Genomic DNA, 21,576 nt, shown 5'->3' with positions numbered 1-21,576 from the left:
CTCTACGGTGCGATCCCGACCCTTGGAATCGTCGGGGTCGGCCCCTGAGACGCCTCGTCCCGCAGCAGGGCACCGTGCCGCTGCCGGATGGAGCCGGTGGCCGGCCGCCCCTGCCTGCGGCGGAGCCGGGCGCGGCCCGCGGGCACGAAGACCAGGTGGGCCAGCGCGACCCCGGCCGTGTTCAGCAGCAGGGAGTCCACATCGACGACCTGTCCGGGCACCCCGGTCTGGAGCAGTTCGATGCCGAGCGACAGCAGCGCGCCGGCCGCGACCGTACGGACAAGCGATGCCAGCGGAGAGACGGTGAGCCGGCCGCCCGCCATCGGCAGCAGTATGCCGAGCGGGGCCAGCAGCAGCAGGCCTTCGCCGATCCGGCGCGCGGCTTCCACAGCGCCCATGGCCAGATCCGCCTTGATCCCGGCGAGCGGCTCGAGATTCGCGGCCGTCACCCACACCACATCCAGTGGGCGCAGCGTCAGCCAGGAAACGAGCAGCAGATGCGCGAGGAGGAGGATGACCCCCGCCGCGCGGAAGCGGATGGCGGCACTGCCGCCCGAACCTTGACGCTGCACGCCCCCCAAGACGCACGCTTCCCCGGGATCGGTTCCGCGAGCTTCCAAAGAGGAAGCGGAAGTGGCTCCGGACCCCGCTCCGGAACCCCGCTCCGGAACCGGATCGGAACGAGGCTCAGGGAGCGGCGGGTGACGACGGGAGCGCGCTGAGCGTCGGTACGGCCTCGTCCGGCCGCTCCTTGATCCCGGCGGAGCACTGGTACGCCCGGGGCGCGTACTCCCCGGGCCCGCCCAGCAGCACCGAACCGCCCGTGGCGGCGGCCCTGCTCTCCGCGAAGGTGCAGACGATCTGGGCCAGCGCCGGCATCGGCAGATCCTCCGGCTGGCGGCTCAGGCGCAGGGTGCCCGCGGGATCGCCCTCGCGCGCACCTGTCAGGGCCAGCGGTCCGCGTACGTACGTGGCGAAGCCGGCCTCGTGCTCCGGGGACGAGGGCTCCTTCTCGAGTTCGTCGAGGAGCGCCTGCGCGACCTGTACGCGGCTGTCGACGGCCTTCTTCTCGGGGACCTGCGCCGTACGGTCCACGGACTCCAGCTGCGAGGCGCAGACCAGGTAGACGCGGACCGGGATGCCCTGCTGCTGCGCCTGGGGGGTGATGTTCTCCCCGCTCACCTCGCAGGGCACCCGCGAGGGCGCGGGCCCCGCGTCGACCGGTACCTGGGTGGTCCTGATCCCGCAGCCGCCGAGCACGACGACGCCCGCGAGTACGGCGAGTGAGGCTGCCGCCCGCCTGGTGTACCTCTTGGGCGTCACTGCGTGCCTTCCTCTCCGCGGCCGTCGGTGCGGCCCCGGTCCACGTCCTCGACGGCGTCCGGGTCCGTGACGGCGTCCGGGTCCGTGCCGCCGTGACCGTCGCCGTCCCTCAGCGACGAGGCGTCGCGCGGCAGCCGCAGTACGAACACCGCACCGTCCCCGTCCGCGGAGTTGGCCGCGGTGATGTCGCCGCCGTGGATATGGGCGTTCTCCATCGCGATCGACAAGCCCAGCCCGCTGCCCTCGGAGCGCGGCCGGGAGGCGCTCGCCTTGTAGAAGCGGTCGAAGACATGCGGCAGTACGTCCTCGGGGATACCGGGGCCGTGGTCCCGTACCTCGATCAACAGCTCGTGGTCGACCGGCCGCACCGACACCCGTACCGGCGAGCCGCCGTGCTTGAGCGCGTTGCCGATCAGATTGGCCAGGATCACATCGAGCCGGCGCGGATCGAGCAGCGCGATGATCCCGCGCTCGGCGTCCAGATCCACCGCGTCCAGCCAGGCGCGCGCGTCGATGCATGCGGTGACCTGGTCGGCGACGTCCACCGTGTCCAGTACGAGTCTGGCCGTGCCCGCGTCGAAGCGGGTCACCTCCATCAGGTTCTCCACCAGATCGCCCAGCCGCCGGGTCTCGCTCACCACCAGGTTCACGGCGGGCGCGATCATCGGGTCGAGGCTGTCGGCCTCGTCCTCGAGCACCTCGGTGACGGCGGTGAGCGCGGTCAGCGGGGTGCGCAGCTCGTGCGACATGTCGGCGACGAAGCGACGGCTGGACTCCTCCCGTGCGCTCATGTCCGCGACCTTCTTCTCCAGCGACTCCGCGGTCTTGTTGAACGTCCTTGCCAGCTCGGCCAGTTCGTCCGTGCCCGAGACCCGCAGCCGGGTGTCGAGCTTGCCCTCGCCGAGCCGCCGCGCGGCCTCACCCAGCCGGTGCACGGGCTTGAGCACGGTCGTGGCGGCGGCCTGCGCGAGCAGCGCCGAGCCGACGAGGGCGAGCCCGGTGGCGATCGCCAGCGACCAGGCGAGCGAGTTGAGGTCCTGACGCTCCTGGTCCAGCGACTTGAAGACATAGCCGGTCGGCCCGCCGCCGATGATCCTGGTGCCGCCGACGAGATACGGCATGCCGCGGCGCTCGGTGCGCTGCCAGTACAGGTGGTACGGGACGGAGTTGCCGGCCCCGACGTCCTGCCGCTGGGCCACCGCTTCCTGCAGCCTCGCCGGTACGTCGTCGAGCGTGAAGGTGTCCGGGTCGGACGTACCGACGATCGGCTTGCCCTTGGCGCGCTCGCCGATGAGCAGCACGCTGTAGCCGTCACCGCCGCCCGCCATCTGCTCGGCTGTCTTCTGCAGTTCGTTCTGCGTCGGACGCAGCGGCAGCGCCGCCGCCCGGTTCTGCATCTCCTGCCGGAAGTCGCCGAGCGCCGCGTCCTGGGTACGGGTCAGCACGGCTTCGCGGTTGAGCCAGTACGCGATGCCCGAGGCGGACACGGCGGCGGTCAGCGCGACCAGCGCGAAGACGACGACAAGGCGGAGCCTCAGGCTCGTCCAGCGGAGTCCGGCGAGCATCGCGCGCTTGGCGGCACTGGTCACCTAGGTGTTCCGTCCGTGGGGGTCGCGGCGCGCAGACAGCTCACTGCGGGACGTCCAGCCGGTAGCCCACGCCACGCACCGTACGGATCAGGGTCGGCGAGGACGGCACGTCCTCGACCTTCGCCCGGAGCCGCTGCACACACGCGTCCACCAGCCGTGAGTCACCGAGGTAGTCGTGCTCCCAGACCAGCCGCAGCAGTTGCTGCCGCGACAGGGCCTGTCCGGGCCGTCGGCTGAGCTCGAGCAGCAGCCGCAGCTCGGTCGGCGTGAGCTGAAGATCCTCGCCGTTCTTGGTGACCGTCATCGCGGAGCGGTCGATCACCAGTGAGCCGAAGCTCGCCGAGTCGGTTGACTCGCGCTCACCGCGCCGCAGCACCGCGCGGATACGGGCGTCCAGCACACGGCCCTGGACGGGCTTCACGACATAGTCGTCCGCGCCCGACTCAAGGCCCACGACCACATCGATGTCGTCGCTGCGTGCGGTCAGCAGGATGATCGGCAGCTGGTCGGTGCGCCTGATCCGCCGGCACACCTCGAAACCGTCGATCCCGGGCAGCATCACATCCAGCACGATCAGGTCCGGCCGCTGCTCGCGGAGCAGCTTCAGGCCGTCCTCTCCCGTCGCCGCGGTGGCCACTCGGTGGCCCTGGCGTGACAGGGAAAGTTCGAGGGCCGTGCGGATGGCGTCGTCGTCCTCGATCAGCAACAGGAAGGGCACGGAGGTCATTCTGACCCATGGGGGAGCCGGAGTTCGACAGTTGGTGAGCTCTCACACGACTCCTCCCCTTGTGGCAGGCCGTGCAAGCCCTTTCGTAAACGATTTCCGACCGCCTTCCGGCTGCCTCAGGGACCGCCCCGGCGGGGCTTGTGACGCGCCTGTGACAGTCGGCGGACACCGCCATGAAACTGCCTGGGCAAGCTTCTTGGCACACGGACGGAAACAGACTCCACTCGACGGGGGGCGCGAGATGAACGCACTGCACAGCACCACCTCAAGCGCAGTTGTCACGCGTCTCCACGACGTCGTGCGGAGCACGGAGAAGTCCGGCGCGGTGAACGGGCGGGGGTGCGTTCGCAGCGTCGGGCGTCAGCACAAGCCGTCGTACATGACGGTGGTTGACGCACCTGTGGGGGGTGGCGGGGAGGCGTACCGGGAGGCGGGGGAGCGGACGAACCTGTCGGAGGCGGAGTTCACCGCCTACGTACAGGAACGCCGCGCCTCCCTGTACGCGACCGCTTACCACCTGACCGGTGACCGGTTCGAGGCGGAGGATCTGCTGCAGAGCGCCCTCTTCTCGACATACCGGGCCTGGGACAGGATCAGCGACAAGGCGGCGGTCGGGGGCTATCTGCGCCGCACCATGACCAACCTGCACATCAGCGCCTGGCGCCGGCGCAAGCTCAACGAGTACCCGACGGAGGAGCTGCCGGAGACGGCGAGCGACACCGACGCGATGCGGGGTACGGAACTGCGCGCGGTGCTCTGGCAGGCGCTGGCCAGGCTTCCCGAGCTCCAGCGGACGATGCTGGTCCTCCGTTACTACGAGGGCCGCACGGACCCGGAGATCGCGGAGATCCTGGGCATAAGTGTCGGCACGGTGAAGTCGAGCATCTGGCGGTCGCTCCGCCGGCTGCGTGAGGACGAGGTCCTCAGCTTCGGCCGTGACGAGGAAGAGTCCTTCGGCGAGCTGGTGGCCTGAGGGTAACGGGGGGAACGGGGCCGCCGTTTCGGGGGAGACGGCGGGATCGGGGGATCCACGGGGGTCACGGGGGACCGACCTGGGTCAACGGGGGAAACACAGCGGGACCGGACAGGCCGGGGGGTCTTGTCCGGCCCCGCTTTTCTCTGTTTGCGGTGACCCGGCAGTCGGCGGCTTTCGAGCGGCCGCGTGCAGAGGCCTCGACGGTGCGGTGCCGCCGGGCCCCTGCCGCGCTGGTCTCCTCCGGTGGCAGGCGGGCCGCGGCGGGAAGGGGCCGCGTGCCGCGGGAGCGTGGGGGCGTCAGGCTTGCTCGTCTCGGTCGCCCGCGGGTGTGCCGCCGCGCGGAGCGGCCGTGGTGCGCTGGGGTGTGGCGTCCCCCGGCCCGTCGCCGCCGACGTTGACCAGTCTGCTGCACGTGCGTCCGGGTCCCGTGCCGCGCTGGTCTCTTCCGGCCGCAGGCGGGCCGCGGCGGGAAGGGGCCGCGTGCCGCGGGAGCGTGGGGGCGTCAGGCTTGCTCGTCTCGGTCACCCGCGGGTGTGCCGCCGCGCGGAGCGGCCGTGGTGCGCTGGGGTGTGGCGTCCCCCGGCCCGTCGCCGCCGACGTTCACCAGTCTGCTGCACACCGCCGTGTACGTCGTGTCCCGTGCCGCGCTGGTCTTTTCGGCTGCAGGCGGGCCGCGGCGGGACCGGGCCGGGGGCGCCAGAGCCGGCGTCGCCGTCACTCGGGGGTGTGCCGCGGCGCGGAGTTGTCGCCTTCCGCCGATGGTGTGGTGCCACCAGGCCCCCTGGTCGCGGTCACCCACAGGCAGGCCGCGGCGCGAAGCTGCCGCCTGCCGCCGGGGGCGTGGGGGTACTCCGTACCTCCACTTTTCATGGGCGGGTGGGTGGGGAAGAGCCCCCGGCCGCTACGCCAACGTCCGCGCCGCAGGCGTCCGGCGGCCCGCCGCGGCCGCCGCGAGGCGGCCCAGCGCCTCCGCCTTGCCGCACGGGTGCGCGCCCAACTCCGTCTGGCGCGCCACGATGCCGCGTTCCGCGCGCATCAGGCGCCAGCCCCGCCGCAGCAGGAAACCCACCGACTTGCGGCCCTCGCGCAGATCCCGCGCCAGCCGGCGGCGGAACGTCGTCGACGGGCGGCCGCGCAGGCACAGCGCGTCCGCCAGTACGCCCAAGTCCTGGCACCGCCCGACGATGTCCGCCGCGAAAATGCCCTCCGCCACGAACAGCGGCGTGCGGTCGATGTCGAGCGACTCCCGGTCGATGCGGGAGCTCGTCGCGATGTCGTACACGGGGACCGTTGTACGTCCCGTACCGCACAGCTCCACGATCGCCGCCACCGCCGCGTCCGCGTCCCACGACAGCGGTGAGTCCCAGTCGATGTCCGTACTGCCCTCGACCAGCGGCAACGTCGGGTCGTCGCCCTCTTTGTAGAAGTCGTCCAGGCGCAGCACCGGCAGGCCGGTGCGGGCGGCGAGGGAGGACTTTCCGGAACCTGAGGGGCCCGTAAGAAGCACAACACGGGTGGGGATGGGGGAAGAGCTCACGGGACACCAGTGTGAGGCATTGCCCCTTGAAGGGGACCCCTCGGGGCGGAGGTTGGTATTGAGCGCCACATCTCAACTACGCTACGTGCTCGTCCGATTACTCATTCAGCAAGGAATCGAAACCCATGGCACGTCACACAGCTCCCCAGTCCCGGCGGATCGCCCTGCTTCGCGCAGGTATGACGGTCGCGGCGGTGGCCGCGGTCCTCGGTGCGGGCGGTGCCGCTCAAGCGGCGCCGATGGCGCCCGCGGGGCACGACACGGTCGACAAGGGGCAGGGCCGGTCGCTGGCCGGCATGGTCACGAATTCGGTGACCGGAGTCGGGCAGGTCAAGAGCCTTCAGCTCAACCCGCTGGCCAAGACCGGCGTCAACCCGCTGGACAACAACGTGTCCACCCAGGTCGCCGACTTCAACCCGGTCGCCACGGAAGCGGTCACCGGGCCCCTGGCGGACGGCGCCGCGCTCAAGGACCTGCCGGTGGCGAAGCGCGCCGCGGGGGCGCTGCCGTCCTGAGTCGAGGCCGGCCGCCGGCGCATGCAGCGAGCGCGTGCAGCCAACGCATGCAGCCGAGGCTTGAAGGCCAGGCATGAAGGCCAGGCATGAAGGCCAGGCATGAAGGCCAGGCATGAAGGCCAGGCATGAAGGAGCCCCCTGCCGCCGGACGGGACGGCAGGGGGCCCGGCCATGGGAGGGGTCGGGTCAGTACGCCGAACCGGACGCGCCGAGCGAGCCCGTCGGGTGCCAGACCGTCTTCGTCTCCAGGAAGGCCGTCAGCCGGTGCGTGCCCGGATCGGCAGAGAAATCCACAGGCTGTGGACGGAGAACGCGCTTGAGGTTGTCCGCCGCCGCGATCTCCAGCTCCTTCGCGAGGACTTCACCGGCCCCGGTCAGGTCGATCGCGTTGACGTCCTGGTGCGCGGCGAGCGGGGTCGCGATCTCCTCGGTCCGGCCGGAGAGGACGTTGACCACGCCGCCCGGGAGGTCCGAAGTGGCCAGCACCTCGCCGAGCGAGAGCGCGGGGAGCGGGGCCTTCTCGCTCGCCACCACGATCGCGGTGTTGCCCGTCGCGATCACCGGGGCGATCACCGAGACCAGGCCCAGGAAGGACGACTCCTGCGGCGCGACGATGGTCACGACGCCCGTCGGCTCCGGCGTCGAGAGGTTGAAGAACGGGCCGGCGACCGGGTTCGCCCCGCCCACGATCTGGCCGATCTTGTCCGTCCAGCCCGCGTACCAGACCCAGCGGTCGATCGCCGCGTCGACGACGGCCGCGGCCTTGGACTTGGACAGGCCCTCGGCGGCCGCGACCTCGGCGGTGAACTGCTCGCGCCGGCCCTCCAGCATCTCCGCGATGCGGTAGAGGATCTGGCCCCGGTTGTACGCGGTCGCGCCCGACCAGCCGCCGAACGCCTTGCGGGCCGCGACGACCGCGTCACGCGCGTCCTTGCGGGACGAGAGAGGCGCGTTGGCCAGCCACTTGCCCTTGGAGTCCGTCACCTCGTACACCCGGCCGCTCTCGCTCCGGGGGAACTTGCCCCCGACGTACAGCTTGTAGGTCTTGAAGACGCTCAGTCGCCCGTCAGACATCGAGGTAGGCCTCCAGACCGTGACGGCCGCCCTCGCGGCCGAAGCCCGACTCCTTGTAACCGCCGAACGGCGAGGTCGGGTCGAACTTGTTGAAGGTGTTGGCCCACACCACACCCGCGCGGAGCTTGCTCGCCACCGCCAGGATGCGGGAGCCCTTCTCCGTCCAGATGCCGGCCGACAGGCCGTACTGGCTGTTGTTGGCCTTGGCGACCGCCTCGTCCGGCGTACGGAACGACAGCACGGACAGCACCGGGCCGAAGATCTCGTCGCGCGCGATCGTGTGCGCCTGCGTGACGCCGGTGAAGAGCGTCGGAGCGAACCAGTAGCCGGAGCTCGGCAGCTCGCAGGGCGCGGACCAGCGCTCGGCGCCCTCCGCCTCGCCCTTCTCGGTCAGCGCCGTGATCCGGGCCAGCTGCTCCGCGGAGTTGATCGCGCCGATGTCGGTGTTCTTGTCCAGCGGGTCGCCGAGGCGCAGCGTGGACAGCCGGCGCTTGAGGGAGTCGAGCAGCTCGTCCTGGATCGACTCCTGGACCAGCAGGCGCGAGCCCGCGCAGCAGACCTGGCCCTGGTTGAAGAAGATGCCGCCGACGATGCCCTCGACGGCCTGGTCGATCGGGGCGTCGTCGAAGACGATGTTCGCGCCCTTGCCGCCCAGTTCCAGCGTGACCTTCTTGTCGGTGCCGGCGATCTGGCGGGCGATCGCCTTGCCGACGGCGGTCGAGCCGGTGAAGGCGACCTTGTTGACGTCGGGGTGCGCGACGAGCGCGGCGCCCGTCTCTCCGTAACCAGGAAGGATGTTGACGACACCCTTCGGCAGGCCCGCCTGGCGGCAGATGTCCGCGAAGAAGAGGGCGGAGAGAGGGGTCGTCTCGGCGGGCTTCAGGACGACCGTGTTGCCCGCCGCGAGCGCCGGGGCGATCTTCCACGCGAGCATGAGGAGCGGGAAGTTCCAGGGGATGACCTGGCCCGCGACGCCGAGCGGCTGCGGGTTCGCGCCGTAGCCGGCGTGGCCGAGCTTGTCGGCCCAGCCCGCGTAGTAGAAGAAGTGCGCGGCGACCAGCGGCAGGTCCGCGTCGCGGGTCTCCTTGATCGGCTTGCCGTTGTCGAGCGTCTCCAGGACGGCCAGCTCGCGCGAGCGCTCCTGGATGATCCGCGCGATACGGAACAGGTACTTGGACCGCTCCGAGCCGGGCAGCGCCGACCACTTCTCGAACGCCTTGCGGGCCGCCTTCACGGCGCGGTCCACGTCCTCGGCGCCGGCCCGGGCGACCTCGGCGAGCACCTCCTCGGTGCTCGGCGAGACGGTCTTGAAGACCTTGCCGTCCGCGGCGTCGGTGAACTCGCCGTCGATGAAGAGGCCGTACGACGGTGCGATGTCGACGATCGACCGCGACTCGGGCGCGGGCGCGTACTCAAAAATCTGCTTGTCCATGGTCATGGGGTCTCAGTCCACCGTCACGTAGTCGGGGCCGGAGTAGCGGCCGGTGGCCAGCTTCTGACGCTGCATCAGCAGGTCGTTGAGCAGGCTCGAGGCGCCGAAGCGGAACCAGTGGTTGTCCAGCCAGTCCGCGCCGGCGGTCTCGTTGACCAGCACCAGGAACTTGATCGCGTCCTTGCTGGTACGGATGCCGCCCGCAGGCTTCACGCCGACCTGCACTCCAGTCTGCTCCCGGAAGTCGCGCACGGCCTCCAGCATCAGCAGGGTGTTCGCCGGGGTGGCGTTCACCGCCACCTTGCCGGTCGAGGTCTTGATGAAGTCCGCGCCGGCGATCATGCCGAGCCAGGAGGCGCGGCGGATGTTGTCGTACGTGGAGAGCTCGCCGGTCTCGAAGATGACCTTCAGCCGGGCGGCGCCCGCGGCCTCCTTCACGGCGAGGATCTCCTCGTAGACCTTCAGATAGCGGCCGGAGAGGAAGGCTCCCCGGTCGATCACCATGTCGATCTCGTCGGCTCCGGCGGCGACGGCGTCACGGGTGTCCGCGAGCTTCACGTCGAGCGCGGCGCGGCCGGCCGGGAAGGCGGTGGCGACGGAGGCGACCTTGACGCCGGAGCCCCGCAGGGCCTCCTTGGCGATGGCTGCCATATCGGGATAGACGCAGACCGCGGCGGTCGTCGGGGTCGTACGGTCGGTGGGGTCGGGATGGACGGCCTTGGCGGCGAGCGACCGGACCTTGCCCGGGGTGTCCGCACCCTCGAGCGTCGTCAGGTCGATCATCGAGATGGCCAGGTCAATGGCGAACGCCTTGGCCGTGGCCTTGATCGAACGCGTGCCGAGCCCTGCGGCGCGGGCCTCCAGGCCGACGGCGTCGACGCCGGGCAGGCCATGGAGGAAGCGGCGCAGTGTGCTGTCGGACGCGGTCACGTCAGCGAATGCGGGTGGGGTGGTGGGCATGGTCACCAGATGAGCATATCTACGCGCGTAGCGACCTGTACAGGGGGCCAGGTCAGCGGCCGCTCGATGGTGGCTTCACGGCGGGCACGACCTGTACGGGAAGTGTGGCACGACCCGTACCGGAAGTGCCGCCGCAGGCGTACGGCAGAATCGGAGACATGAGTAGCCCGCAGCAGCCCGCCGAGCCCACGTACGCCGACCGGGTCTTCCGGTCGCCCGCCGGTATGGGGGGCGGGGTGTTGCTGCTCGCGCTCATCGCCTGGATCACCGTGGACGCGCTCATCCGCGGCGAGGGCCGGACGCCGTGGCTCGCGCTCGCCGGTGCGCTGCTGGCGGTGCCGCTCATCGTCGCGTTCACGCTGCGGCCCGCGGTCTTCGTCAACGAGGACCGGGTGCGCATCAGGAATCCGTTCCGGACGATCACCCTGCCGTGGGCGGCCGTTGCCGATGTGCGCGCCGGGTACTCCAGCGAGATCTTCACGCAGGAGGGTACGAAGTACCAGCTCTGGGCCATCCCTGTCTCGCTGCGCCAGCGCAAGCGGGTCTCGCGCCGGCAGATGCAGAACGCCCACGACGATCCGCACGGCCGGACCTCCGTGTCGGCCGACGTCAACGACTCCCAGGCGCGGCTGGCTCCCGCCGACCGGACGGTCGCGGATCTGCGCGAGCTGGCCGAGCGCAATGCGTCGCGGCCGGGTGCGCAGGGCGAGCCGCAGGTCCGCTGGGCGTACGAGGCGGTGGCGCCGGCCGTGGCCGGGGCCGTGCTGCTCGCGGTGCTGCTGGCCATCGGCTGACGCCCCTGAGGCCCCGAGCCCCCGAGCCCCCGAGCCTCCGAGCCTCCGAGCCTCCGAGCCTCCGAGCCTCCGAGGCCCTGAGGCTCCGAGCCCTCGAGCCCTGGGCCGCACGGTGTCACCCGAGGCCGCGCAGCGCCTCCGAGACATCTGACGCACGGGCGACCGCGACGATCAGGGCGGGCCCTTCCACACCAGCAGCATGTACGCCCCCAGCCACGCCGACGACAGCGTCGACGTGCCCAGCACCACCGCGACCACCGCTGTCCGCCGTGCCCTGGCCAGTGCCAGCGCGATCGGCAGCAGCAGCGGGAAGCCCGGCAGCAGAAAGCGTGTGCGCGGGAAGTAGACCCCGCCGCTGCCCAGGACGACCAGCAGCAGCACGCCCGTGAAGACGAGCAGCGCCGGCGGCTGCCGGTCGGCCAGACAGAGCAGATACAGCCCGACCGACACGATCAGCATCAACGACACGATCACCAGAAAGAGCTGAGGACGCGTCATGTACACCAGGTACTGCCGCAGCCGCAGCAGCGTCGTCGCGCCGCCGTCCCACTCGTTGCGCCACAGCTTCTGTACGGCGAAGTAGCCGTCGGGCCGCCCCACGCGGAACCCCACCCACGCGACATACGCCAGCCACCCCAGCGGCGCGACCAGCGCCCCCACGAGCGCCCGCCGGTTCCCGCGGCAGGACGGCAGCAGCGCGGCCACCGACACGGCGGCCGCGACGGCGATGCCCGTCGGCCGCGTCAGCCCGGCGAGCGAGGCGAGCGAAGCCGCCCACAGCCAGCGCCCGGTGAGCACCGCGTACAGCGCCCACGCCGCGAGCGCCGTGAACATCGACTCCGTGTAGCCCATCCACTGGACGATCGCTACGGGCAGCACACCCCACAGCACGGTGAGCACGGTGCCCGCCCGGCGCCCGTGCAGCCGGTCGCCCACCGCGAAGATGCCCCACGCCGCGACGAACGAGAACACGACCGCGAGGACGAGTGCGACCGTGGCGCGCGAGCCGGGTGTGACACCGGCGACGGCCTTGATCAGGACCGGATAGAGCGGGAAGAAGGCCAGGTTGTTGGCGTTGAACTGGGTGCCGAGGGCGTCGGCGTACCCATGGTCGGCGATGCCCAGGTACCAGCCGGAGTCCCAGGACGTGGCGAGCGTCGGCCAGACACCGTGGTGCTTGAGATGCACCCACCTGGCGAGGACCAGAAGACCGCACAGCCGCACGGCGAGATAGCCGAGCAGCGCGGGCGCGGCCCGCCGCAGTGCGCGCCGCAGCCGGTCCCGTACGCCGGTCGCGTCACCGCCTCCCGGGGCCGGTGGCCGGCGGGAGGCGGGGACGGTGGGCCGAACGGTCGCGGCGGGGGACACAGCGGCAGCTCCTGGAACTCGGTACGCGCTACCGGGTCACCATTTCCCGGAGGGTCCCGGGGAGCGGGTGCCACTGCCTCAACTCCGTACGAGATTCACCCGTGCGGACGGTCGAGGGCGGGCGTGCCGACGGTCGTACGGGCAGCCGGCCGACGGTCAGATCCCCGCGGCCGCTGCGAGATCCCGCTTGATCCCGGCGAGGACCTCCGCGGCCCGCTCCCGCGCGGTGACGAGCTCCGACGCGTCCGCGACCGGCACCACGACCTCCAGGTAGCACTTGAGCTTGGGCTCGGTGCCGCTCGGGCGGACGATGACGCGGGCCGTGAACTCGCCGTCGAGGTAGTAGCGCAGCCCGTCCGTGGGCGGCAGCTTGTCCGTACCGCGGTTCAGGTCCTCGGCGGTGACGACCTGCAGCCCGGCGAGCACGGCCGGCGGCTGCTCGCGCAGCGCCCGCATCGCGTTCGCGATGATGCTCAGATCCTCGACCCGCACCGACAGCTGGTCGGTGGCGTGCAGACCGTGCTCGACGGCGAGGTCGTCGAGCAGATCGGTGAGCGTACGGCCCTGCTCCTTCAGCTCCGAGGCCAGCTCGGCGACGAGCAGCGCGGCGGTGATGCCGTCCTTGTCGCGTACGCCTTCGGGGTCGACGCAGTAGCCGAGCGCCTCCTCGTAGCCGTACCGCAGACCGTCCACGCGGGCGATCCACTTGAAGCCGGTCAGCGTCTCCTCGTACGGCAGCCCCGCGGCCTCCGCGATCCGTCCCAGCAGGGACGAGGACACGATCGACTCGGCGAAGGCGCTGTTCTCGTCCCGCGGGGACACTCCCTTGTGGACGAGGTGCGCGCCGAGCAGCGCGCCGACCTCGTCGCCGCGGAGCATGCGCCAGCCGCCGGGCGCGGCGTCGTCGGGAACGGCGACGGCGCACCGGTCCGCGTCGGGGTCGTTGGCGATGACGATGTCCGGCCGGTCCCGGCGCGCGGTCTCGAAGGCGAGATCCATCGCCCCCGGCTCCTCCGGATTGGGGAACGCGACGGTCGGGAAGGCCGGGTCGGGCTCGGCCTGCTCCTGTACCAGGGTGGGCGCGGGGAAGCCCGCGCGGTCGAAGGCCGCGGTCAGTACGTCCTTGCCGACGCCGTGCATGGCCGTGTAGACGACGCGGGCGGTGCGGGGGGAGCCGGCGGTGAAGATGGCGTCCGTACGCGCCAGATAGGCGTCCAGGACCTCGTCGCCGAGGGTGTCCCAGCCGCTCTCGGCGCGCGGCACGTCGTCGAGACTCGCCACGGCCGCGATCTCCGAGGCGATCTCCGCGTCGGCGGGCGGCACGATCTGGGAGCCGTCGCCGAGGTAGACCTTGTAGCCGTTGTCGCGCGGCGGGTTGTGGCTGGCGGTGACCTCGACGCCGGCGACGGCGCCCAGCTGCCTTATGGCGAAGGCGAGTACGGGCGTCGGCAGCGGGCGCGGCAGCACGGCGGCGCGGAGTCCGGCGCCGACCATGACGGCGGCGGTGTCGCGCGCGAAGTCGGCGGACTTGTAGCGGGCGTCGTATCCGATGACGACGAGCCCGTCACCCTGCCCCTTCGCTCTGAGATACGCGGCGAGCCCGGCGGCGGCCCGGATGACGACGGCCCGGTTCATCCGCATGGGCCCGGCCCCGAGTTCCCCGCGCAGCCCGGCCGTCCCGAACTGCAGCGTCCCGCTGAACCGCACGGCGAGCTCGTCGAGGTCCTGGGCCTCGATGAGCTTCCTGAGCTCGTCCCGGGTCTCACTGTCCGGGTCCTCCGCCAGCCACGCGCTGGCCCGCGCGATGAGGTCCTGCTGCACGGTTGGTCCGCCTCTCGTGTGTAATCCGTCGCCCCATTGTTTCGGGGGCCGCCCCCGTCCCCTGCGGCGCCGCGGCGCCGTGGGGCTGTCCTGTACCCGCGAACCACGGCACCGAAGCGGCACGGTTCCCCCGTGCGGGAGCACGGGAGCATCCGGCGCGCTCCTGGGTGCGCCGGCCGGTTCGGGGGACGTGGGTTCCGGAGAACCCTGCCCTGCGGCCCGTAGCCGCCGCCCTGCCGATGCCGATGCCGTGGTCGTTGTCCGGTCCCCTGAGCCACGAGCAGCCCCCGCCGACACGCCGCGCGAAGCCGCCGGGGCGTCCGCGGCGTCCGGGGGCGTGCGAGAGTCCCGCCCACCCGCACATCAGGCGGGTGGGCGGGACAAGCCGCTCTCCGCTCAGATGCGGTCGAGCACCCGGGTCAGCAGCTCGCCCATCCGCGCCGCCGAGTCCCGGCCCGCCTGGAGTACTTCCTCGTGGTTCAGCGGCTCGCCCGTCAGGCCCGCCGCCAGGTTCGTGACCAGCGAGATGCCGAGCACCTCCGCGCCCGCCTCGCGCGCCGCGATCGCCTCGAGGACCGTCGACATGCCGACCAGGTCTCCGCCGAGCACGCGGACCATGTTGATCTCCGCCGGCGTCTCGTAGTGCGGGCCGGGGAACTGGACGTAGACGCCCTCCTCCAGGGAGGCGTCGACCTCCTTGCACAGCGCCCGCAGCCGCGGCGAGTACAGGTCCGTCAGGTCCACGAAGTTCGCGCCGATGATCGGCGACGTCGCCGTCAGGTTGATGTGGTCGCTGATCAGCACCGGCTGGCCGGGGCGCATGCCCTCGCGCAGGCCGCCGCAGCCGTTCGTCAGGACGACCGTCTTGCAGCCCGCTGCCACCGCCGTACGCACTCCGTGCGCCACCGCCGCGACTCCGCGGCCCTCGTAGTAGTGGGTCCGGCCGAGGAAGACCAGCGCCCGCTTCTCGCCGATCCGGTACGAACGGATCTTGCCGCCGTGGCCCTCGACCGCCGGTGGCGGGAAGCCGGGCAGTTCGGTGACCGGGAATTCGGCCTCGGGCGCGCCGAGGGCGTCAACGGCCGGCGCCCAGCCGGAGCCCATCACCAGGGCTACGTCGTGCGTCTCGGCGCCGGTCAGCTCGCGCAGCCGCGCGGCGGCTGCGTCGGCTGCGGCATGGGGGTCGGCGGTAGCGCCGTTGAGGTCCGGATTCACAGATGCGTTCACGCCGACGAGGGTAGCCGGTCATTCCCTACGCGCGTAGATGATGCAGCTCACGGTCTTCGGATCGTTGTCTTGTCGTTTCCGACAAAGGAACGTGCGAACCATTGCCCACGCACTAGCAGGGGCGCTTGCGCAGCTCCATCACATAGTCGTGCGGCGCCCCCGCCGAATCCGCCGCGTCCGCCAGCTCCCCCAGATACCGCGCCGACGGCAGCCCGCCCTCGTACCCGTTCAGCACGTACACCCAGGCCGGCTCCTCGCCGTCCAGCGTGTCGACGCGGACCCGCATCCGCCGGTAGATGTCGAGCCCGACACCCTCCCAGCGGTCCATGGAGTCCTCGTCCATGGGTGCGATGTCGTACAGCGCGACGAAGACCTGCGAGCGCGGCGCCTCCACGATCGTGGCCAGCGCGCCTTCCCAGCCCATCTGCTCGCCGCCGAAGGTCAGCCGGTGGCCGTTGAGCCAGCCGGTTCCGCGCAGCGGGGAGTGCGGTGCGCGGCGGGACATCAGCCGCGCGTCGAGGTTGCCGGCGTACGCGGCGTAGAGCGACATGGGATCGAGGGTACGGGAGGGGGCGGAGAGGCTGCTCATGCGGCGGAACCGCACACGGTTGCGGCCGTACGGAGACCCGGGGGCGAAGCCACTTGAACCGTGCGGGACAATGGGGTACGTACTGCATTCCCCCGGGGCACCCCCGGGACCTCCGGTCGGGCGGGCAGGCGGGCCGGGATTGACAATGCGAGGCGGACTTTTTCGTGACCCGGATCGTGATCATCGGTGGCGGACCCGGCGGTTATGAGGCTGCCCTGGTGGGCGCCCAGCTCGGCGCGGAGGTGACCGTCGTCGACTGCGACGGCTTGGGCGGAGCGTCGGTGCTGACCGACTGCGTACCGTCGAAGACTCTGATCGCGACGGCCGAGGTGATGACGACCTTCGACTCCTCCTACGAGGAGCTGGGCATCATCGTGGCCGACGACACACCGCACATCGAGCAGGCCGCCCGGGTCGTCGGCGTCGACCTCGGCAAGGTCAACCGACGGGTGAAGCGGCTCGCCCTCGCCCAGTCCCACGACATCACCGCCTCCGTCACCCGGGCCGGCGCGCGCGTGCTGCGCGGCCGCGGCCGGCTCTCCGGGCGCCAGGCCGTGGACGGCTCCCGCCAGGTGATCGTGCGCGCCGCGGACGGCAGCGAGGAGACGCTGACCGCCGACGCCGTACTGATCGCGACCGGCGGCCACCCGCGCGAGATCCCGGACGCCCTCCCCGACGGGGAGCGCATTCTCAACTGGACGCAGGTGTACGACCTCGACGAGCTCCCCGAGGAGCTCATCGTGGTCGGCTCCGGCGTCACCGGCGCCGAGTTCGCCGGCGCGTACCAGGCGCTCGGCTCCCGGGTCACCCTCGTCTCCTCCCGCGACCGCGTGCTGCCGGGCGAGGACCCGGACGCCGCCGCCGTCCTCGAGGACGTCTTCCGCCGCCGCGGTATGAACGTGATGGCCCGCTCCCGCGCCGAGGCCGCCAAGCGCGTCGGCGACCGCGTCGAGGTCACCCTCTCCGACGGCCGCGTCATCTCCGGTACGCACTGTCTGATGGCGGTCGGCGCGATCCCCAACTCCGCCGGCATGGGCCTGGAGGAGGCGGGCGTACGGCTCAGGGACTCGGGCCACATCTGGACCGACAAGGTCTCCCGTACCAGCGCTCCCGGCGTGTACGCGGCCGGTGACGTCACCGGCGTCTTCGCGCTCGCCTCGGTCGCGGCCATGCAGGGCCGGATCGCGATGTACCACTTCCTGGGCGACGCGGTGACGCCGCTGAACCTGAAGACCGTCTCGTCGAACGTCTTCACCGACCCGGAGATCGCGACGGTCGGCTACAGCCAGGCCGACGTGGACGCCGGCAAGATCGACGCCCGGGTCGTCAAGCTGCCGCTGCTGCGCAACCCGCGCGCGAAGATGCAGGGCATCCGGGACGGCTTCGTCAAGATCTTCTGCCGTCCGGGTACCGGAATCGTGGTCGGCGGTGTGGTCGTCTCACCGCGCGCGAGCGAGCTGATCCATCCCATCTCGATCGCGGTCGACAACAACCTGACGGTGGAACAGATCGCAAACGCTTTCACTGTGTACCCCTCTCTGTCGGGGTCGATCGCCGAGGTGGCACGGCAGTTGCACACCCGCAAGGTGACCGGCGAGGCGTGATGCGGTCGTAAAGAGGCGCGATCCGGGCGTAAATCCCAAGACCCCCGGCCCTCCACGTACCGACCGATCAACTTGGTGGCCGCCAATACCACTTGGCGGCCACATGTGTGCGCAACTTCTGTTATTCGGCGCATAGTGCTGAAAACTATCGGCCGGTCAGGTTACTGTCAGTTTCGTGTTCGCTGCAGAACGTCGCCAATTGATCCTCGAAATGGTGCGCGCCAACGGGGCCGTGTCGCTCCGTGAGCTCGCCCGCGTTGTCCAGACCTCCGAAGTGACCGTACGGCGGGACGTGCGGGCACTGGAGGCAGAAGGACTCCTCGACCGCCGGCACGGCGGTGCGGTACTGCCGGGTGGCCTCACGCGGGAGTCCGGCTTTCCGCAGAAATCCCTGTCCGCGACCGCGGAGAAGACGGCCATCGCCGATCTTGCCGCGGGCCTCGTCGAAGAGGGCGAGGCGGTTGTGGTCGGCGCGGGGACGACGACGCAGGAGCTGGCCCGCCGGCTCGCGCGCGTCCCCGGACTGACCGTCGTCACGAATTCCCTGCTGGTCGCCCAGGCGCTGGCGCATGCCAACCGGGTCGAAGTCGTCATGACCGGCGGGACGCTGCGCGGCTCGAACTATGCGCTGGTGGGCAGCGGGGCCGAGCAGTCCCTGCAGGGGCTGCGGGTCTCCCGGGCCTTCCTCTCCGGCAGCGGTCTCACCGCCGAGCGGGGGCTCTCCACGTCCAACATGCTGTCGGCGAGCGTCGACCGGGCGCTGGTGCAGGCCGCGGCGGAGGTGGTGGTCCTCGCGGACCACACCAAACTCGGCACCGACACGATGTTCCAGACGGTGCCGACGGATGTGATCACGCGGCTGGTCACCGACGAGCCGCCGACGCATGACGACCGTGCGGCGACCGAGCTGCAGGCGCTGGCGGACCAGGGGGTCCAGATCGTGGTGGCCGGCGCGGGAGCCGGCTCCGGCGGTGACGGCGTCCCGACGGGGCGGCAGCCTCGCCGGGACGTCCCGCTTCCGGGCCAGCGGCGTACGCGTGGCGGGCCGGGGCCGCAGTTGCGCAGCGCGGCGCTGGCGGCGGAGCCGCCGGGTGAACGGGCAGCAAGGGTGGCGGACCTGCGCCGCCGCTGAGGGAGCTTTGCGGGGTGCGGGCGGGGGTCCGGTGCGGGTTGCCCCCGCGCCCCGTGGTTCTTGTCCCGCCCGCCCGATCGCTCGACTCCGCAGGATGCGGGGCTCATCGCGCCGCGCAGCCGGCGCCCTGGGGCCAGGGCTTGCCCGGGGTTCGGGAAGGGCGGGTATTCGGGAAGGGCGGGTGGGGGAGAGGCCCCCCGCGGCGGCTCCCACTCCGGCCCGCCGCTCAGGTCGTGTCCGGCTTCAGGCCCCGCAGCGTCAGCATCAGCAGCCGGTCCGCCAACTCCGGGTCGTCCGGATCCTGTTCCGCCGCCAGGGCGATCGCGTTCGTCAGCTGCATCAGGTCGCCGATCGACACGTCCGCCCGCACCGCACCGCTCTGCTGCGCCCGCACCAGCAGCCGTTCCCCCGCGTCGCGCATCGGCACGCTGCACTCCGACAGCGCCGAACTCTCGTCGTGAGAGGCCGACAGCAGCGCCCGCGCCAGACCGCGGTACTCACCCGCATGAGTGATGATGGCGCGCAGCCACTCCACCAGTGCTCCGCACGGCTGTTCGGCCGAAGCCAGTTCGCGTGAGCGCTGCAGCAGCGACGCCAGCGCCTCCTGGAAGACCGCGCTCATCATCGCGTGGCGGTTGGGGAAGTGCCGGTACAGCGTGCCGATACCCACGCCCGAGCGGCGTGCGATCTCCTCGAGGGAGGCGTCGGTGCCGTGCTCCGCGAAGGCGGTACGGGCTTCGGTCAGCAGTCGTTCGTAGTTGCGGCGCGCGTCGGCTCGCATCGGTCGCGGTGACCCCGCCGCCGTACCAGTCGTACCAGTCGTACCAGGCATGCCAGTCGCGCCGGCTGTGCCCGCCGTACTTGTCGCCATCGCGCCGTCCTCCCTGCCGCCCCGATGTCCAGGATGCCATTGGGAAATCGGAGGGTCCCTTCCCTGTCCGTGCTCGTCGTCGGGGGCGGGCTCCGCGACGAAACTTCCCCGGCCCCATTCGGTCCGGGCGGGCCCCCGCGCCCGAAGCATGCGCACCGCTCGGCGGGCAGTCTCTCGCGCCACTCCGAACCGTTCGCACAGTTCGGTTTCCGAGGGAATCGGGCCCTGGATGGCGGGCGCGACCCGGTGGCCCATCCGCCAACCCGTCGACCCGTCGTGGTCCCCGGCGCCGAGGCGGCCGCGGTTGCGCCGGTCGATGAGCGCGGTCAGATTCGCTGCGAGCTTGGGGCGCACACCCGACTCCTCGCTGCCCTGACACGAACAAGATCCGTTCAACAGGGCCAATGAGCAGACCACCACAAAGGTCCCCAACTGCGATCGTCATCACGCACAGCTACTCGCGGCTGGGGCCAGAGGGAGGAGTTCGGGGCACGGAGAGGCAATAAGCCCTCAAGCGTTCAGGTTCATATTGCATCTTATGTTTCCATAAGCTGCGCACTCGATAAGCATAAAGTGATGATTTGTCACCTCGCGTAATCGATGCATGCATGCTCTGCGGTCCCCCGCTCCCGCAGCCCCCACGGCGCAGATGGATCTTCGTAGCCTCGACGTACTGACTACGGGTCAGCAGCCGCAACCCTCACGAACGAGAAAGGCCACCCTCCATGGCTGTGGCTGGCATCCCGACCACTCCTCGCGCAAAAGGCCGAGTGCCCGTCAGGCGCAGACACATCTGGCGCAGGGCAACCTTCGCCGTGTTGTCCGGTGTGAACGTGCTGAGCACCAACACGTTGTTCGCTGCCGCCGCGTACGCAGCGGCAGCCCCGGTGCCGCTGGGGACCGACACCAGCTACGCGGTGCTGGGCGGTTCGACCGTCACCAACACCGGCCCCAGCGTCATCAACGGAGACCTGGGACTCAGCCCGGGATCTTCGGTGACGGGATTTCCGCCTGGCATCGTCAACGGCGCTCTGAACGTGGCCAACGCCGCGGCTCTCCAGGCCAAGGCCGACCTGGTCATCGCCTACAACGATGCAGCGGGCCGGGCTCCAGATGCCACTGTGGCGGGAGACCTCTCCGGGCTGACGCTGCTGCCTGGCGTCTACAACTCCACCAGCTCGCTGGGGCTCACCGGGACCGTCACCCTCGATGCGCAGGGGGACCCCACCGCCGTCTTCATCTTCCAGATGGCCTCCACCTTGATCACCGGGTCGGCAAGCAACGTCAGCCTCATCAATGGGGCTCAGGCGTGCAATGTGTTCTGGCAGGTGGGCAGTTCTGCCACCCTCGGGACCAGCTCCTTCTTCAAGGGCAACATCCTGGCCCTGACGTCCATCACAGTCACGACCGGCACTGCGATCGAGGGCCGGACCCTGGCGCGCAACGGCGCGGTCACCCTGGACACCAACAACATCACCAGGGCAGCCTGCACTGTCGGGCCTGCCGGCCCCGCGGGCCCCACCGGAGCGGTCGGCCCGACGGGCGCGACGGGTGCGACGGGTCCCACCGGTGCGACAGGCGCCACGGGTCCGGACGGTGCGACAGGTGCGACAGGTCCCACCGGCGCGACGGGTCCGGACGGTGCGACGGGCGCCACTGGTCCCACCGGCGCGACAGGTCTCGACGGTGCGACAGGAGCGACGGGTCCCACCGGCGCGACGGGTTCGGACGGTGCGACGGGTGCGACAGGTCTCGACGGTGCGACAGGAGCGACGGGTCCCACCGGCACGACGGGTCCGGACGGTGCGACGGGCGCGACAGGAGTCACCGGCACGACGGGTGCGACGGGCGCGACAGGAGTCACTGGCACGACGGGCGCGACGGGCGCGACAGGTTCGGACGGTGCGACGGGAGCGACGGGTCCGGACGGTGCGACGGGTGCGACGGGTTCGGACGGTGCGACGGGTGCGACAGGTCTCGACGGTGCGACAGGAGCGACGGGTCCCACCGGCACGACGGGTCCGGACGGTGCGACGG

At 71.2% G+C, this 21,576-nt stretch carries 19 protein-coding genes and 1 pseudogene; 6 read left to right on the top strand and 14 right to left on the bottom strand.

From position 1 onward, the window contains the following. Window positions 1-2: 2 nt before the first annotated feature. The 4 genes from ACFWDI_RS14275 to afsQ1 all read right to left on the bottom strand — a co-directional run bounded on the left by ACFWDI_RS14275 (window position 3) and on the right by afsQ1 (window position 3,630). Window positions 3-572 (bottom strand): VanZ family protein, encoded by a 570-nt coding sequence (locus ACFWDI_RS14275; protein ID WP_385303818.1) that lies wholly within the window; start codon window positions 570-572, stop codon window positions 3-5. Between the two features lie 115 nt (window positions 573-687). Then, a complete protein-coding gene (locus tag ACFWDI_RS14270) occupies window positions 688-1,323 on the bottom strand; it encodes a hypothetical protein (RefSeq protein ID WP_385303817.1) in 636 nt (211 codons plus the stop codon). Next, the gene (locus tag ACFWDI_RS14265) at window positions 1,320-2,912 is read right to left on the bottom strand and encodes an ATP-binding protein (RefSeq protein WP_385303816.1); all 1,593 of its coding nucleotides are present in this window, start codon (window positions 2,910-2,912) and stop codon (window positions 1,320-1,322) included. The genes ACFWDI_RS14270 and ACFWDI_RS14265 overlap by 4 nt, the downstream gene beginning before the upstream one ends. Window positions 2,913-2,952: 40 nt before the next feature. Continuing rightward, window positions 2,953-3,630: a two-component system response regulator AfsQ1 gene (gene afsQ1, locus ACFWDI_RS14260; RefSeq protein ID WP_266486879.1), complete on the bottom strand. Its 678-nt coding sequence runs from the start codon at window positions 3,628-3,630 to the stop codon at window positions 2,953-2,955. Window positions 3,631-3,880: 250 nt separating this feature from the next. Between afsQ1 and ACFWDI_RS14255 the strand changes: the two genes are divergently transcribed. Continuing rightward, window positions 3,881-4,612: a SigE family RNA polymerase sigma factor gene (locus tag ACFWDI_RS14255; RefSeq protein WP_385303815.1), complete on the top strand. Its 732-nt coding sequence runs from the start codon at window positions 3,881-3,883 to the stop codon at window positions 4,610-4,612. 904 nt (window positions 4,613-5,516) lie between these two features. Here ACFWDI_RS14255 and ACFWDI_RS14250 read toward each other — a convergent pair. Beyond that, window positions 5,517-6,221, bottom strand: coding sequence for a uridine kinase (locus tag ACFWDI_RS14250; protein WP_385303813.1), 705 nt, complete (start codon window positions 6,219-6,221; stop codon window positions 5,517-5,519). Window positions 6,222-6,277: 56 nt separating this feature from the next. Between ACFWDI_RS14250 and ACFWDI_RS14245 the strand changes: the two genes are divergently transcribed. Next, on the top strand, window positions 6,278-6,667 hold the full coding sequence (locus ACFWDI_RS14245) for a hypothetical protein (RefSeq protein WP_385303811.1): 390 nt from the start codon (window positions 6,278-6,280) through the stop codon (window positions 6,665-6,667). A gap of 186 nt (window positions 6,668-6,853) precedes the next feature. On the opposite strand, the gene ACFWDI_RS14240 is transcribed toward ACFWDI_RS14245, so the two are convergent. From ACFWDI_RS14240 to deoC, 3 genes are read right to left on the bottom strand one after another with little or no spacing between them, the layout of a single operon-like run. Further along, window positions 6,854-7,741, bottom strand: coding sequence for an aldehyde dehydrogenase family protein (locus ACFWDI_RS14240; protein WP_385303810.1), 888 nt, complete (start codon window positions 7,739-7,741; stop codon window positions 6,854-6,856). Continuing rightward, window positions 7,734-9,179, bottom strand: coding sequence for an aldehyde dehydrogenase family protein (locus ACFWDI_RS14235; protein ID WP_327325684.1), 1,446 nt, complete (start codon window positions 9,177-9,179; stop codon window positions 7,734-7,736). The genes ACFWDI_RS14240 and ACFWDI_RS14235 overlap by 8 nt, the downstream gene beginning before the upstream one ends. Window positions 9,180-9,185: 6 nt before the next feature. Continuing rightward, window positions 9,186-10,133, bottom strand: a complete 948-nt coding sequence (gene deoC / locus ACFWDI_RS14230; RefSeq protein ID WP_327328468.1) for a deoxyribose-phosphate aldolase — start codon at window positions 10,131-10,133, stop codon at window positions 9,186-9,188. A 158-nt stretch (window positions 10,134-10,291) separates the two neighbouring features. On the opposite strand from deoC, the gene ACFWDI_RS14225 reads away from it, so the two are divergent. Continuing rightward, window positions 10,292-10,927: a PH domain-containing protein gene (locus ACFWDI_RS14225; protein WP_327325685.1), complete on the top strand. Its 636-nt coding sequence runs from the start codon at window positions 10,292-10,294 to the stop codon at window positions 10,925-10,927. Between the two features lie 171 nt (window positions 10,928-11,098). On the opposite strand, the gene ACFWDI_RS14220 is transcribed toward ACFWDI_RS14225, so the two are convergent. The 4 genes from ACFWDI_RS14220 to ACFWDI_RS14205 all read right to left on the bottom strand — a co-directional run bounded on the left by ACFWDI_RS14220 (window position 11,099) and on the right by ACFWDI_RS14205 (window position 15,893). Continuing rightward, window positions 11,099-12,295 (bottom strand): hypothetical protein, encoded by a 1,197-nt coding sequence (locus ACFWDI_RS14220; protein ID WP_385303809.1) that lies wholly within the window; start codon window positions 12,293-12,295, stop codon window positions 11,099-11,101. 156 nt (window positions 12,296-12,451) lie between these two features. Beyond that, complete coding sequence (locus ACFWDI_RS14215; RefSeq protein WP_385303807.1) at window positions 12,452-14,116, bottom strand: phospho-sugar mutase; 1,665 nt, start codon at window positions 14,114-14,116, stop codon at window positions 12,452-12,454. A 396-nt stretch (window positions 14,117-14,512) separates the two neighbouring features. Beyond that, complete coding sequence (locus tag ACFWDI_RS14210; protein ID WP_385303806.1) at window positions 14,513-15,343, bottom strand: purine-nucleoside phosphorylase; 831 nt, start codon at window positions 15,341-15,343, stop codon at window positions 14,513-14,515. Window positions 15,344-15,455: 112 nt separating this feature from the next. Continuing rightward, complete coding sequence (locus tag ACFWDI_RS14205; RefSeq protein ID WP_327325688.1) at window positions 15,456-15,893, bottom strand: gamma-glutamylcyclotransferase; 438 nt, start codon at window positions 15,891-15,893, stop codon at window positions 15,456-15,458. Window positions 15,894-16,096: 203 nt separating this feature from the next. On the opposite strand from ACFWDI_RS14205, the gene ACFWDI_RS14200 reads away from it, so the two are divergent. Both ACFWDI_RS14200 and ACFWDI_RS14195 read left to right on the top strand, forming a co-directional pair. Next, window positions 16,097-17,536 carry an NAD(P)H-quinone dehydrogenase gene (locus ACFWDI_RS14200; RefSeq protein ID WP_385303805.1) on the top strand — a complete coding sequence of 480 codons (1,440 nt, stop codon included), beginning with the start codon at window positions 16,097-16,099 and terminating at the stop codon, window positions 17,534-17,536. Between the two features lie 175 nt (window positions 17,537-17,711). After that, the gene (locus ACFWDI_RS14195; RefSeq protein ID WP_385303803.1) at window positions 17,712-18,668 is read left to right on the top strand and encodes a DeoR/GlpR family DNA-binding transcription regulator; all 957 of its coding nucleotides are present in this window, start codon (window positions 17,712-17,714) and stop codon (window positions 18,666-18,668) included. A gap of 226 nt (window positions 18,669-18,894) precedes the next feature. On the opposite strand, the gene ACFWDI_RS14190 is transcribed toward ACFWDI_RS14195, so the two are convergent. Both ACFWDI_RS14190 and ACFWDI_RS14185 read right to left on the bottom strand, forming a co-directional pair. Beyond that, window positions 18,895-19,500 (bottom strand): TetR/AcrR family transcriptional regulator, encoded by a 606-nt coding sequence (locus tag ACFWDI_RS14190; protein ID WP_385304080.1) that lies wholly within the window; start codon window positions 19,498-19,500, stop codon window positions 18,895-18,897. Window positions 19,501-19,647: 147 nt separating this feature from the next. Further along, window positions 19,648-19,794 (bottom strand): annotated as a pseudogene (locus ACFWDI_RS14185) (GntR family transcriptional regulator); the annotation flags it as partial. Window positions 19,795-20,372: 578 nt separating this feature from the next. Here ACFWDI_RS14185 and ACFWDI_RS14180 point away from each other — a divergent pair. Further along, window positions 20,373-21,576, top strand: a 1,204-nt coding sequence (locus ACFWDI_RS14180) for an ice-binding family protein (RefSeq protein ID WP_385303801.1), incomplete at its 3' end; no start/stop codon positions are given.

Origin of the sequence: Streptomyces sp. NPDC060064 (genome assembly GCF_042736455.1) — a bacterium.
Classification (GTDB): domain Bacteria; phylum Actinomycetota; class Actinomycetes; order Streptomycetales; family Streptomycetaceae; genus Streptomyces.
The sequence above is the reverse complement of the archived record's forward strand: the minus strand, read 5'-3'. Positions and strand labels throughout refer to the sequence as shown.

Coding starts and splice junctions, on each gene's coding strand:
- ACFWDI_RS14255 (WP_385303815.1), top strand. CDS start 3,881: ATGAACGCACTGCACAGCACCACCTCAAGCGCAGTTGTCACGCGTCTC.
- ACFWDI_RS14245 (WP_385303811.1), top strand. CDS start 6,278: ATGGCACGTCACACAGCTCCCCAGTCCCGGCGGATCGCCCTGCTTCGC.
- ACFWDI_RS14240 (WP_385303810.1), bottom strand. CDS start 7,741: ATGTCTGACGGGCGACTGAGCGTCTTCAAGACCTACAAGCTGTACGTC.
- ACFWDI_RS14235 (WP_327325684.1), bottom strand. CDS start 9,179: ATGACCATGGACAAGCAGATTTTTGAGTACGCGCCCGCGCCCGAGTCG.
- deoC (WP_327328468.1), bottom strand. CDS start 10,133: ATGCCCACCACCCCACCCGCATTCGCTGACGTGACCGCGTCCGACAGC.
- ACFWDI_RS14225 (WP_327325685.1), top strand. CDS start 10,292: ATGAGTAGCCCGCAGCAGCCCGCCGAGCCCACGTACGCCGACCGGGTC.
- ACFWDI_RS14205 (WP_327325688.1), bottom strand. CDS start 15,893: ATGTCGCTCTACGCCGCGTACGCCGGCAACCTCGACGCGCGGCTGATG.
- ACFWDI_RS14190 (WP_385304080.1), bottom strand. CDS start 19,500: ATGCCTGGTACGACTGGTACGACTGGTACGGCGGCGGGGTCACCGCGA.